The 12,863-nt window shown below is 74.8% G+C and carries 12 protein-coding genes; 3 read left to right on the forward strand and 9 right to left on the reverse strand.

All coding sequences use genetic code 11. From position 1 onward, the window contains the following. Positions 1-11: 11 nt before the first annotated feature. Positions 12-1,250: a MurT ligase domain-containing protein gene (locus BM385_RS20855; protein WP_026047864.1), complete on the reverse strand. Its 1,239-nt coding sequence runs from the start codon at positions 1,248-1,250 to the stop codon at positions 12-14. 195 nt (positions 1,251-1,445) lie between these two features. On the opposite strand from BM385_RS20855, the gene BM385_RS20860 reads away from it, so the two are divergent. Next, complete coding sequence (locus BM385_RS20860) at positions 1,446-1,640, forward strand: hypothetical protein (RefSeq protein WP_019436339.1); 195 nt, start codon at positions 1,446-1,448, stop codon at positions 1,638-1,640. On the opposite strand, the gene BM385_RS20865 is transcribed toward BM385_RS20860, so the two are convergent. Further along, entirely contained in the window at positions 1,614-2,837 is a 1,224-nt protein-coding gene (locus tag BM385_RS20865; protein WP_093843995.1) for an ROK family protein, read from the reverse strand. The genes BM385_RS20860 and BM385_RS20865 overlap by 27 nt on opposite strands. A gap of 17 nt (positions 2,838-2,854) precedes the next feature. On the opposite strand from BM385_RS20865, the gene BM385_RS20870 reads away from it, so the two are divergent. After that, entirely contained in the window at positions 2,855-4,087 is a 1,233-nt protein-coding gene (locus tag BM385_RS20870) for an MFS transporter (protein ID WP_093843996.1), read from the forward strand. 37 nt (positions 4,088-4,124) lie between these two features. Here BM385_RS20870 and BM385_RS20875 read toward each other — a convergent pair whose 3' ends face one another. Further along, the gene (locus BM385_RS20875) at positions 4,125-5,384 is read right to left on the reverse strand and encodes a geranylgeranyl reductase family protein (RefSeq protein ID WP_237751409.1); all 1,260 of its coding nucleotides are present in this window, start codon (positions 5,382-5,384) and stop codon (positions 4,125-4,127) included. 173 nt (positions 5,385-5,557) lie between these two features. Here BM385_RS20875 and BM385_RS20880 point away from each other — a divergent pair, with 173 nt between their 5' ends. Continuing rightward, on the forward strand, positions 5,558-6,946 hold the full coding sequence (locus tag BM385_RS20880; RefSeq protein ID WP_093843997.1) for a dipeptidase: 1,389 nt from the start codon (positions 5,558-5,560) through the stop codon (positions 6,944-6,946). Between the two features lie 26 nt (positions 6,947-6,972). On the opposite strand, the gene BM385_RS20885 is transcribed toward BM385_RS20880, so the two are convergent. The 6 genes from BM385_RS20885 to BM385_RS20910 all read right to left on the reverse strand — a co-directional run bounded on the left by BM385_RS20885 (position 6,973) and on the right by BM385_RS20910 (position 12,814). Further along, positions 6,973-7,545, reverse strand: a complete 573-nt coding sequence (locus BM385_RS20885; RefSeq protein WP_019436345.1) for a hypothetical protein — start codon at positions 7,543-7,545, stop codon at positions 6,973-6,975. 117 nt (positions 7,546-7,662) lie between these two features. Continuing rightward, positions 7,663-8,301, reverse strand: a complete 639-nt coding sequence (locus tag BM385_RS20890; RefSeq protein ID WP_093843998.1) for a class F sortase — start codon at positions 8,299-8,301, stop codon at positions 7,663-7,665. Between the two features lie 89 nt (positions 8,302-8,390). Beyond that, positions 8,391-9,413 carry an NUDIX hydrolase gene (locus BM385_RS20895; RefSeq protein ID WP_019436347.1) on the reverse strand — a complete coding sequence of 341 codons (1,023 nt, stop codon included), beginning with the start codon at positions 9,411-9,413 and terminating at the stop codon, positions 8,391-8,393. A gap of 28 nt (positions 9,414-9,441) precedes the next feature. Further along, positions 9,442-10,404, reverse strand: a complete 963-nt coding sequence (locus BM385_RS20900) for an ROK family protein (RefSeq protein ID WP_093843999.1) — start codon at positions 10,402-10,404, stop codon at positions 9,442-9,444. A 44-nt stretch (positions 10,405-10,448) separates the two neighbouring features. After that, positions 10,449-11,726 (reverse strand): DUF6986 family protein, encoded by a 1,278-nt coding sequence (locus BM385_RS20905; RefSeq protein WP_093844000.1) that lies wholly within the window; start codon positions 11,724-11,726, stop codon positions 10,449-10,451. A gap of 125 nt (positions 11,727-11,851) precedes the next feature. Next, a complete protein-coding gene (locus BM385_RS20910) occupies positions 11,852-12,814 on the reverse strand; it encodes an electron transfer flavoprotein subunit alpha/FixB family protein (RefSeq protein WP_093844001.1) in 963 nt (320 codons plus the stop codon). Positions 12,815-12,863 lie beyond the last annotated feature (49 nt).

Raw genomic sequence — 12,863 nt, forward strand, 5'->3', positions numbered from 1 at the left:
CTTCCTTGGTGTCAGTTGCCGACGACGCGGCGCAGGTCCTGGAACGCCGTGTAGTTGGCGATCGCCTCGATGCGTCCGGGGGGCGAGTTGCGGATGGCTTCGGCGGCGGTGTCGAAGACCTGGAAGTTCTGGCCGGCGACCTCCAGGCGTACCGCCAGGTCGAGGCGGCGGTCGCCGATGACGGCGATGGGGTGGCCGGTGAGCCGGGTGTAGTCGACGTCCCACAGCCAGGAGGTGTCGGTGCCGTCCGCGCCGCGGGCGTTGACGCCGAGGATGACGGGGGCCGGGGGCGGGTCGATGAGGGAGAAGGTTTCGAGCCAGCCGGCCGGGTTCTTGGCGAGGAGGAGCCGGATGTCGCGGCCCTCGTACTGGACGACGTCGTAGCGGCCGGCGACGGCGGCGACGGACTGCATCCGCTGGAGGGCGACCTGGGGGGCGATGCCGAAGGTGGCGGCGACGGCGGCGGCCGAGGTGGCGTTGGCCTTGTTGGCGCGGCCGGGCAGCTGGAGGTGGATGGGCCAGGTGCTGCCGTGCGGGTCCAGGACGCTGTCGCCGGTGAGCACCCAGGTGGGGGTGGGGCGGCCGAAGCCGCATTCGGCGCAGCGCCAGGTGGTGTCGTCGGGGCGCTGGAGCACGCCGCCGCACGAGGGGCAGGACCAGGCGTCGTCCTTCCACGCCTGGCCGGCGGCGACCCAGACGACGTTGGGGCACGAGGACGCGGCCCAGACGATGAGGGGGTCGTCGGCGTTGGCGATGACGGTGGCCTTGGTGCCCTGGAGGCCCTCGCGCCAGTGCTCGGCCATCATGCGGGTCTCCGCGGCGCGGTCGAGCTGGTCGCGGGAGAGGTTGAGCAGGGCGATGGCCTTGGGGTTGACGTCCTGCGCGACGGCGATCAGGTATTTCTCGTCGACTTCGAGGGCCGCGAAGCGGGCGTTGGCTCCGGCGGAGAGGGCGGAGGTGATGCCGGCGGGCATGTTGGCGCCGAGGGCGTTGGAGACGACCTCGCCGCCGGCCCGCAGGGCCTCGGCCACCAGCCGGGTGGTGGTGGTTTTGCCGTTGGTCGCGGAGATCAGGACCACGTCCAGATGTCCGGCGAGCCGCGACAGCAGTTCGGGGTCGAATTTCAGGGCCACTCGCCCACCGATCACCGATCCGCTTCCGCGGCCGGCGGCGCGCGACACGGCGGCTGCTGCCTTGCCCGCCGTCACGGCCAGCCTGGCCCGTGCTGACAGCGGCGTGCTCTCTGACATCGTCCTGGCTCCTCCTTGCCCTAGACCGATGACCAGCCTATCGAGGTCTGCGGCGGTGCTCGCACCGCGTCCGCTCAAGTGCGCGGCGTGGCGGGCGGGTTCCCGGCACGCTGGGCGGCTTTCACCCTTTTGCCCGCATGGAGTGATGATTACTTTATGTGGGCTTTAGAGTGCTTACGGTGAAGGGAGTGGCTGGTGATTCTGTCGGTTTCGTGGGTGCTGCTGCTCGCGGTGTTGATGGTGGTGTTTTTCCGCAAGGACGGGCTGCGGCCGGTGCACGCGGTGGTGTGCGCGCTGTTCGGCTTCTATCTGTCCGGGACGGCGCTGGCGCCGGGGATCACGGCGGGTGGTGAGTCGGTGGCGTCACTGCTGGGCGGTTTCGGGCTGTAGGGCGGCGTGGGGGTCGTCGAGGACGGGCTGCCAGGCCAGCTCGGCGGCGCCGACGAGGCTGTTGTGGTCCAGGGTGCAGGGCTGGAGGGCGGCGTTGCTGTCCTTGCCCCACAGGCTGTGGGCGCGGACGGCGGCGCGCAGCCGGCCGGGGTTGGCCTGAAGGAGCCAGCGGTGCAGGCCGCCGAGGATGATGCGGTCGGGGTTGAGGATGTTGACCAGGCCGGCGAGGCCCTGGCCGAGGCGGTCGGTGACGGCGTGGGTGGCGGCTCGTACCGCGGGATCGGTGGGGTATTCGGTGCGGATGAGGTCGCGGGCCTGGTCGAGGAGGGAGCCTTCGGGGCCGGGGGCGCGCCCGGCGGCGTCGAGGAGGGCGAGGGGGTCGGTCTCGACGTCGAGGCAGCCGCGGCTGCCGCACTGGCAGGGGCGGCCGGCGGGGTCGACGGTGAGGTGGCCGACTTCGAGGGCGAGGCCGGCGCTGCCGGTGTGGAGGCGGCCGTCGAGGACGAGGGCGCCGCCGACGCCGCGGTGGCCGGTGGCGACGCACAGGAGGTGGCGGGCGCCGTGGCCGGCGCCGTGGCGGTGTTCGGCGAGGGCGCCGAGGTTGACGTCGTTGCCGCAGTGGCCGTCGGCGGGGAGGCCGGCGTCGGCGAGGCAGCGGTTGAAGATGTCGCGGACGGGGGCGCCGGGGGGCCAGGCGAGGTGGAGGGGGCCGCGGGCGGTGCCCTCGGGTTCGGCGACGGCGGAGGGGACGGCAAGTCCGGCGCCCAGGCAGCGGCGTCCGCTGGTGGCGAGGAGGTCGGCGCCGGCGGCGACGAGTTCGCCGATGATCTGGGCGGGGTCGGCGTCGACGGTCTGGCAGGAGGGGGTGGTGGCGACGATGGTGCCGCCGAGGGCGACGAGGGCGGCGCGGTAGCCGTCGGCGTGGACCTGTCCGGCGAGGACGACGGGGCCGTCGTCGGCGATGGACAGGCGGTGGGAGGGGCGGCCCTGGGCGCCGGCGGGGGCTCCGGGGCGGGCGTCGACGGTGATCAGTCCGAGGGTCTGGAGTTCGGCGGCGACGGCGCCCGCGGTGGCGCGGGTGACACCGAGTTCGGTGGTGAGGACGGCGCGGGTGGGGGCGCGGCCGGTGTGGACGAGCTGGAGGGCGGGGCCGAGCGCGTTGCGGCCGCGTTCCAGCCTTGTACGAGAGCGGGTCACGTCCCTATTCTGACTTTGTGCCTTCGCTGAACAAATTCAGGGCCGGGTCGGAACGGGGAGCCCGCACGGCGGGGGGCGCGGATCCGCGATTGCGTCAACTGCGGTACGCGCTGACGGCGTTCTTCGCCGTGGACGGTTTCGTGTTCGCGGGCTGGGTGGTGCGGATCCCGGCCGTGAAGGAGCAGACGGGGGCGTCGGCGAGTGCCCTGGGGCTCGCGCTGCTGGGGGTGTCGGCCGGCGCGGTGGTGACGATGACGCTGACGGGCCGGTTGTGCCAGCGGCTGGGGAACCATCCGGTGACGGTGGGGGCCGCGCTGCTGCTGTCGGCGAGTGTGGCGCTGCCGCCGCACGCCCATTCGGCGGTGGTGCTGGGGGCGGTGCTGCTGTTCTTCGGGGCGGGGTTCGGCGGGATGAACGTCGCGGTGAACAGTGCGGCGGTGGACCTGGTGGCGGCGCTGGGGCGGCCGGTGATGCCGGGGTTCCACGCGGCGTTCTCGCTGGGCGGGATGGTGGGCGCGGGCGCCGGGGGTCTGGTGGCCGGGTCGCTGTCCCCGGCCTGGCATCTGTCGGGGCTCGCGCTGATCGGGGTGCTGGTGACGGTGGTGGCGGGGCGTGCGCTGCTGGCCGCTCCGGTGCCCGTGCCGCCCCGGGCGTCCGACGCGGGTGCGGACGCGGCGGGGGACCGGCCGGCGGCGGGCCCGGTGGGGTGGCTGGTCGTGGTGCTGGGGGTGGTGGCGGCGTGCACGGCGTACGGGGAGGGCGCGCTGGCGGACTGGAGCGCGCTGCATCTGCGGGAGACGCTGCTGGCGAGCGAGGGGCTGGCGGCGGCCGGGTACTCGGTGTTCGCGCTCGCGATGACCGTGGGGCGGCTGTCGGGGACCTGGCTGCTGCTGCGGCTCGGGCAGACCCGGGCCATGGTGGCGGGCGGCACGGTGGCGGCGGCGGGGATGCTGCTGGCCTCGCTGGCGCCCTCGGTGGGGCTCGCCCTGGTGGGGTTCGTGGTGACGGGCCTGGGGCTGGCGAACCTCTTCCCGGTGGCGATCGGTCAGGCGGGGGCGCTGGCCGGGCCGCGCGGGGTGGCGGCGGCCTCGACGGTCGGGTACGGCGGGATGCTGCTGGGGCCGGTGGCGATCGGGTTCCTGGCGGAGTGGTTCTCGCTGGCGGCGGCTCTCACCTCGGTGGCGGCGCTGTCGGCGGTGGCGGCGGTCATCGCGTACGCGTTGCGCGGCTCGGCGCCCGACGTCGCCTGAGCGGGCCGGCGGTGCCCGGTCGCCGGCCCGCTCGCGGTCACTCCTTGCGGGACGTCTCGCCGGCCGGGCCGGCCGTCTCGGGCGCGGCGGCCGGTTCGGCGCGGTCGAGGGCGGACAGGGCGCGGCGGGCGGCCGGGTGGTTGCGGACGATGCCGGCCAGGGTGGTGGAGCCGCGGGTGATCTGCGCGAAGGCGTTCCACGCGGGCCGGAAGCCGATGAGGGCGGTGTGCAGCAGCCGGTGGCGGGGGCCGAAGACGCCGATCATGCGGCGGCCGACGGCCATTTCGGTGCCGAGCCCGGATTTGACGGCGAAGGTGTAGTTGAGGGCCTGGCGGCGGGCGTCGACGGCGTCGGAGGCGTCCGCGATGCGGACGGCCCACTGGCCGGCGAGGCGGCCGGAGCGCAGGGCGAAGGAGATGCCCTCGCGGGTCCAGGGCTCCAGCAGTCCGGCGGCGTCGCCGCAGACCAGGACGCGGCCCCGGGAGAGCGGGGAGTCCTCGGCGCGGCAGCGGGTGAGGTGGCCGGAGGAGATGCTGGGTTCGAAGCCGGACAGGCCGAGGCGGGTGGTGAAGTCCTCCAGGTAGCGGCGGGTGGCGGCGCCGTCGCCGCGGGCGGAGATGACGCCCACGGTGAGGGTGTCGCCCTTGGGGAAGACCCAGCCGTAGGAGCCGGGCAGCGGGCCCCAGTCGATGAGGACCCGGCCGGCCCAGTCGGCGGCGACCTCGGGCGGTACCGGGATCTCGGCTTCGAGGCCGAGGTCGACCTGGTCCAGGCGGACGCCGACGTGGGCTCCTATCCGGCTGGCGCTGCCGTCCGCGCCGACGACGGCGCGGGCCAGGATGGTCTCGCCGCCGCTGAGGATGACGGCCACGGTGCGGCGGTCGGGTACGGCGGGGCCGTGCTGTTCCACGCGGGAGACGGCGGCTTTGGTGCGCAGTTCGGCGCCGGCCCGGACGGCGGCGTCGACGAGGCGCTGGTCGAATTCGGCGCGGTTGACGAGGCCGAACAGCATGCGCTTGGAGCGGCGGGTGCGGGAGAGTTTGCCGTTGAGGGAGAAGGTGACGGCGTGGACGCGTTCGCGCAGGGGCAGTTCGAAGCCGGGCGGCAGCGCGTCGCGGGAGGGGCCGATGATGCCGCCGCCGCAGGTTTTGTAGCGGGGAAGTTCGGCTTTCTCCAGGAGGAGGACCCGTCGTCCCGCTTCGGCGGCGGCGCGGGCGGCGGAGGCTCCGCCGGGGCCCGCTCCGACGACGACGACGTCCCACACCACTGTGTTCTCGGCTCCGCTCTCGCTGCTCACGCTGTTCGCTGCTCCCGCTGCCCGTCCGTTCCGTCCTCGGATTGGCATCCTACGGTCCTGATGAGGGGGAGATCGCTGTGGGATGATCTGCTGTCATTCCCGGTCAGGTTCGCGGCCCGGGCGTGCCCCGGGGGCGGTGCGCCGGCGGCGGCGCGCAGCTCAAGGAGCTTTTGATGGAGCAGTCTTCTTCGCAATCCGGTCCGCACGCGGGCGTGGCCGCCACGGTGGCGGCGCTGATGCCGGCGGCGCGGGAGGAGCTGGCACAGCTGGTGGCGTTCCGGTCGGTGGCGGATCCGGAGCAGTTCCCGGTGAGCGAGTGCGAGGGCGCGGCGCGGTGGGTGGCCGACGCGCTGCGCGGCGAGGGTTTCACGGAGGTGCGGCTGCTGGACACGCCGGACGGCACCCAGTCGGTGTACGGGCTGCTGCCCGGCCCGCAGGGGGCGCCGACGGTGTTGCTCTACGCGCATTACGACGTGCAGCCGCCGCTGGAGGAGAGCGCGTGGACCTCGCCGCCGTTCACTCTGACGGAGCGGGCGGGCCGCTGGTACGGGCGGGGTGCGGCGGACTGCAAGGGCGGGGTGCTGATGCATCTGCTGGCCCTGCGGGCGCTGCGCGCGAACGGTGGGGTGCCGGTGACGGTGAAGGTGATCGTGGAGGGCTCGGAGGAGCAGGGCACCGGTGGCCTGGAGCGGTACGCGCAGGCGCACCCGGAGTTGCTGGCTGCGGACGCGATCGTGATCGGTGACACCGGCAATGTGCGGGTGGGGCGGCCGACGGTGACGGCGATGCTGCGTGGGATGGCGATGGTGCGGGTCCAGGTGGACACGCTGGAGGGGAATCTGCATTCGGGGATGTTCGGCGGGGCGGCGCCGGACGCGCTGGCGGCGCTGATCCGGATGCTGGATTCGCTGCGGGCGGCTGACGGTTCGACGGTGGTGGACGGTCTGGACGCCTCGGGGGTGTGGTCGGGCACGCCGTATGCGGCGGAGGCGTTCCGGGCGGATGCCGGGGTGCTGGACGGGGTGGAGCTGATCGGGTCGGGCGAGGTGGCGGACCGGTTGTGGGCGCGGCCGGCGGTGACGGTGCTGGGGATCGACTGTCCGCCGGTGGTGGGGGCGACGCCGTCGGTGCAGGCGCGGGCGCGGGCGCTGGTGAGTCTGCGGGTGCCGCCGGGGGTGCCGGCGGGTGAGGCGGCGCGGCTGCTGGGTGAGCATCTGCGGGTGCGGGCGCCGTGGGGGGCGCGGGTGCGGGTGGAGCAGGCGGGCGAGGGCGAGGGGTTCCGGGCGGACACCTCCTCCCCCGCGTACACGGCGATGGCGTCGGCGATGCGGTCGGCGTTCGACGGCGCGGAGATGTCGGTGGTGGGTCAGGGCGGTTCGATTCCGCTGACGGCGACGCTGGCGGGGCTGTATCCGGAGGCGGAGATCCTGCTGATCGGGATGAGCGATTCGGCGGCGCAGATCCATGCGGTGGACGAGAGCGTGGATCCGGTGGAGCTGGAGCGGATGGCGGTGGCCGAGGCGCTGTTCGTGCAGGGGTACGCGGCGCAGGCGGCCGGGTAGCGCGCCGGGTGCCGTCGCCGGGCGGGTCAGTGGCGGGGGTGGGCCCGGCGGCGGTAGAGGGCGAGGCCGCCGGCGAGGGCGGCGAGGGTGAGGCCGGCGCCGGCCAGGAGGGCGGGGGTGTGGTCGGTGTGGGAGCCGCCGGTGCCGGCCTGGGAGCCGAGGGTGGGGCGGGTGGTGGAGTCGGCGGTGGGGCCGGTGGCGTCCTTGGCCGGGCCGGTGGTGGGGGTGGCCGCGGGGGTGGGGGTGGCCGCGGCGGCGACGGTGTTGTCGATGGCGAGGGTGGTGCGGCCGGTCTGTCCGCCGCAGGTGAAAGTGACGTCGAAGGTGGTACCGGGGCGGGCGGCGGGGTTGACGGTGGTGCGGGCGCTCTGCGTCTGGCCGGGGGTGCCGAGGCCGATGCGTTCGAAGGCGCCGGATTCGGCGAAGGCCTCGTCGCCGGTGCAGCCGGTGGCGGTGAGGGTGACGGTGGCGCCGGGCTGGACGGTGCGCGGGGAGACGCTGAAGGCGAAGCCGTTCTCCTGGGCGGGCGCTGGGGCGGCGGCGGTGAGGGCTATGCCGGTGAGTGCGGTGAGCGCGAGGGCTTTGCGGGGTGTGGCCATGGGGGCTCCTGGGGTGGGTGAGCGGTGTGGGGTGCTGTGTGCTGGGTGACGCTAGGCGGGGTGGGGGTGTGCGGCCACGCGGGTGGGGTGAACGGGTCACCGGTGCGGCTGTTCGGGTCAGCGGGTGCCGGTGAGGGTGGCGTAGACGACGACGTTGCCGGTGTAGCCGGTGTCGGGGTGGTAGGTGCCGCCGCAGGTGAGGACGCGGAGTTCGGGGTTTCCGGTGTCGGCGTAGACGCGCTCGGGGAGGCGGTCCTTGTCGTGTACGGCCACCTCGTGGACGGTGAAGTCCAAGGTGGTGCCGTCGTCGCGGTGGACGCCGATGGTGTCGCCGGGGGTGAGGGTGCCGAGGGCGTAGAAGACGGCGGGGCCGGCGGCGGTGTCGACGTGGCCGGTGAGGACGGCGGTGCCGCGGGTGCCGGGTGCGGGGGCGTCGGCGTACCAGCCGGCGAGGTGTCCGGCTTCGGGGGGCGGGGCCTGGAGCCAGCCGTCGGGGTCGAGGCCGACGGGGGTGAGGGGTGCGTCGACGCCGATGGTGGGGATGGTGACGCGGGTGGGGGTGGCGGCCGGCTGGGGATGGGCGGGCTGCGGGGTCGTGGTGGTGGTGCCGTGGCCGGCGGGCTGGGGCGGCCCGCCGGGCGCGGTGGCGTGGTGGATGAGCTGGAGGCCGAGGACGAGGGCGCAGCCGAGGGCGGCGGCGGCCAGGCGGGGGCCCCAGCTGTCGCGGTCGGGGGGTGGCCGGCTGGTGAGGTGCATGGCGGTTCACCGTTGGTGGGGGTCTCCCCCGGTGGGGGGCCGTCAGGCACACGGTAGGGCGCGGCCGGCGGGGCCGCGATCCGGCCGGGTCAGGTGCCGACGGGGACGCCGGCCTCCAGGTTGAGGGGGCGGCCCCGGGTGCGGGCCTGCAGGGCCCAGTGGAGGCGGTCGTGGCGGTTCGGGGAGAGCAGGGTCCGTGCTTCGTCCTCGGTGGTGAAGCGCCAGGCGCGCAGTTCGTCGCGGGGCAGCCGGATGGCGTGGATCTGGTCGGGGGTGAGGCGGCGGCCGTCGAAGAGGAGGCGGAGTCCGCCGGGCCGGGTGGGGTGGGGTGGTTCCCAGTCGACGATGAGGAGGTCGGGCTGGTGGGGCAGGCGCAGGCCGAGTTCTTCGGCGACTTCGCGGAGGGCGGCGCGGGCGGGTGGTTCGCCGGGTTCGACGATGCCGCCGGGGAATTCCCAGCCGGGTTTGTAGGTGGGGTCGACCAGGAGGACCCGGTCGCGGTCGTCGAAGAGGAGCATGCCGGCGGCGAGGGTTTCGGTGCGTGGTGGCGGGGTCTGGACGATGGGGCAGGTGCCTTCGTCGCGGCCGATGGCGTCGGCGAGGGCTTCGGCGGTGCGGCGTGGGGTGTGCAGGTGGGTGTCGAGGGTGTGGGCGTCGCGGGTGAGCCAGGGCAGGGCGTCGGTGTAGTGGGGCAGGTGGGTGAGGCACCAGTGGCGGGTGGCGGCGCCGTCGGTGGTGGTGCGGCGGTCGATGCGGGCGCGCAGGAACGTTTCTTCGAGGTGCAGCAGGAAGTGCCGTACGGCGATGCCGCGGGACGCGAGGCCGCCGAAGATCTCGTCGCGGTGCTCCTGGTCGAGCAGGGTCATGGGGACGATGAGCGGCCCGGGGATCTCCGAGAGCAGGGCGGCGGCGGTGTCGACCACCAGGCGCCGCCAGGACGGGAGTTCGCTCACGTCGTCGACCTGGGCGAGGCGTTCCTTGGGGAGTGTGGCGCGCAGGCTGGCCCCGGCCAGCTCGGGTTCGAAGAGCCGGCTGCCCGGCAGCAGGTCGGTCAGTTCCCGTGCGGCCGTGGTCTTGCCGGCACCGAAGGCGCCGTTCAGCCAGATGATCACGGATCCCCCTCCTTATTTCGCCCGTGAGTCAGTTGCCCGCTTGTCCTGGTATCAAAAACGTGTCCGAACCGCTGTGGCAGACCGCCGCGGCGCCGACCAGGCCGGCGTCGGTGCCCAGTTGGGCCGGGACGACCTCGATGCCCCGGACGTACGGCAGGGCGGCGTACGTGTGCAGGGCTTCGCGCAGGGGGGTGAACAGTACGTCCCCGGCCTGGCTGACGCCGCCGCCGACGACGACCACGTCGAGTTCGACGAGGGTGGCGGTGGCGGCGATGCCGGCGGCCAGGGCGCGGGCGGAGCGGTCGTAGGCGGCGCGGGCCACGGGGTGGCCGGCCCGGGCGTCCGCGGCGACGGCGGCGGCGGTGGGCGCGGTGCCGGGTGCGGGCTGCCAGCCGGAGGCTTGTGCCCAGGCGGCGATGTGGGTGCCGCTGGCGATGCGTTCGACGCAGCCGCGGCCTCCGCAGGCGCAGGGGTCGCCGTCGAGGTCGACGCTGATGTGGCCGATGTGGCCGGCGTTGCCGGTGGGGCCGGAGTGGAGCCGGCCGCCCAGGACGAGTCCGCCGCCGACGCCGGTGGAGACCACCATGCACAGGGCGTTGTCGTGGCCGCGGGCGGCGCCGCGCCAGTGTTCGCCCGCGGCGATGGCGCTGCCGTCGCCGACGAGGGTGACCGGCAGCGCGCCGGTGGTCGCGCGGACGCCGGCCACCAGCGGGAAGTCGCGCCAGGCGGGGATGTTGACGGGGCTGACGGTGCCGGTGCGGGCGTCGACGGGGCCTGCGCTGCCGATGCCGACGGCGCCCACCCGGGGCCAGCGTGGGTCGGCGGTGAGGGCGGTGAGGACGGCGGTGACGGCGGCCAGCACCCGGGGTGCCGGTTCCCGGGCGGGGGTGGGGCGCTGGGCGCGGGCCAGCACGGTGCCGTCGCCGTCCACGAGGGCGGCGGCGACTTTGGTGCCGCCGATGTCCACGGCGGCGACAAGATCCAGGCTCATGGGGTGGAAGCCTGTCCGGAACGGGGCGGGTTGTCCAGTGCCGGTCAGTGCGGCGGGCCGGCGAGGGTGTGCAGGGTGTCGGGTCCTGCGCCGGTGGCGGTGGTGATCTCCTCCGGGTCGAGGGCGCCGCAGTGCAGGCCGCGCAGCAGGAAGCCGGCCAGGGCGCGGACGGTGGCGGGTTCGTCGAGGACGGTGGTGTTCCCGGGGCCGGCGCCGAGGTGGGCGGCGAGCCGGCGGGCGGCGTCGGGCAGGCCCTGGCGGTAGAAGGCGTACACGGCGGCGTAGCGGGTGGGGAGCTGGCCGGGGTGCATGTCCCAGCCCTGGTAGTAGGCGCGGGCGAGGGAGCGCGCCACGAGCGCGTGGTGGTGGCGCCAGGCGTGGTGGACCTGTGCGGTGTCGCCGGTGGGCAGCAGGTTGGTGGAGCCGTCGGACAGCCGGACGCCGGTGCCGGCCGCGGCGGCTTGCATGACGGCCTTGGCGTGGTCGGCGGCGGGGTGGTCCGGGGCCTGGTGGGCGGCGCCGACGGAGCAGGCGGCGCTGTAGTCGAAGGTGCCGTAGTGGAGGGCTTCGACACGGGTGGGGGCGGCGGCGATGAGGCGGGCGACGGTGGCGCGGCCGTCGGCGCCGACGATGGCCTGGGTGGTCTCGATCTGGATCTCGAAGGTGAGCCGGCCGGCCGGGAGGCCGGTGGCGGTCTCGAAGGCGTCGCAGAGCCGGGCCATGGCGGTGACCTGGTCGGGGTGGGAGACCTTGGGGAGGGTCAGGCGCAGCGGGGCGGGGAGGGAGCCGGCGTCCAGGAGGGCGCTGAGGAAGAGGTCGAGGGTGCGGATGGCGCGGTCGCGTACGGGGGCTTCGAGGCTCTTGAAGCGGATGCCGACGCCGGGTGGGGCGGTGCCCTGGCGGCGGGCGGTGGTGAGGTGGGCGGCGGCGCGCAGGGCGGCGGCGTCCTCTTCGCTGTCGGGGCGCCGGCCGTAGCCGTCCTCGAAGTCGATGCGCAGGTCCTCGACGGGTTCACGGGTGAGTTTGGCGCGGACGCGGTGGTGGATCTCCTCGGCGAGGTGGGGTGGGAGGCCGAGGACGGTGGCGAACGTGGCCGGGTCGGGGGCGTGGGTGTCGAGGAGGGCGAGGGCGGCGGTGCCCCAGGCGGGGGCGGTGCCGGGGGTGAAGCGGTCGGCGGGGACGTAGACGGTGTGGACGGGTTGCCGGGTGGCACGCTCGCCCGGGTAGTGGCGGGCGAGGTGGGCGTCGGCCCCGGCGAGGGAGGCGGCGATCTCGTGCCGGGTGGCGGCGGGGATGCTGGTGCGGGCGCGGTGCTGGTCCATCGGCGGCTCCTCGCCCCGTTGTTCAACAGGTTGTTGAACGAAGCTAACGGGCGCGGGGCGCAAGGACAACGGCGCCCGCCGTGGGGCGGGCGCCGTTGTGGTGGGCTGCGGGGTGTGCCGCGGGGTCAGCCCTTGCGGGACTTGATCTCCTCGGTGAGCTTGGGCAGGACCTCGAAGAGGTCGCCGACGACGCCGTAGTCGACCAGCTCGAAGATGGGTGCTTCGGGGTCCTTGTTGACGGCGACGATGGTCTTGGAGGTCTGCATGCCGGCCCGGTGCTGGATGGCGCCGGAGATGCCGGCGGCGATGTACAGCTGCGGGGAGACGCTCTTGCCGGTCTGGCCGACCTGGTGGGAGTGCGGGTACCAGCCGGCGTCGACGGCGGCGCGGGAGGCGCCGACGGCGGCGCCGAGGGAGTCGGCGAGGGCTTCGATGACGGCGAAGTTGTCGGCGCCGCCGACGCCGCGTCCGCCGGAGACGACGATGGCGGCCTCGGTCAGCTCGGGGCGTCCGCTGGATTCGCGGGGGGTGCGGGAGGTGACCTTGGTGCCGGTGGCGGCCTCGCCGAAGGTGACCTCCAGCGGCTCGGTGGTGCCGGCGGCGGGGGCGGCCTCGGGGGTGGCCGAGTTGGGCTTGACGGTGATGACCGGTGTGCCCTGGGTGACCCGGGAGGTGGTGGTGTAGGCGGCGGCGAACACCGACTGGGTGGCGACCGGCCCCTGGTCGTCGGTGGTGAGGTCCACGGCGTCGGTGATGATGCCGGAGCCGAGCCGTACGGCGAGGCGGGCGGCGATCTCCTTGCCCTCGGGGGACGAGGGCAGCAGGACGGCGGCCGGGCGGACCGCGTCGTGGGCGGCCTGAAGGGCGTCGACCTTGGGGACGATCGCGTAGTCGGCGAATTCGGGGGCGTCGGCGGTCAGGATGCGGACGGCGCCGTGTTCGGCGAGGGTGGCGGCGGCGTCCTGGGCGCCGGTGCCGAGGAAGACGGCGACCGGGTCGCCGAGGCGGCGGGCGAGGGCGAGCAGTTCCAGAGTGGGCTTGCGGACGGCGCCGTCGAGGTGGTCGACATGGACGAGGACTTCAGCCATGGGTGTGTCTCCTGCGGAAGGTGCGTGCGGCGTGCTGGGGGCGGGCGGC

Origin of the sequence: Streptomyces harbinensis (assembly GCF_900116145.1) — a bacterium.
Taxonomy (GTDB): Bacteria; Actinomycetota; Actinomycetes; order Streptomycetales; family Streptomycetaceae; genus Streptomyces; species Streptomyces carpaticus.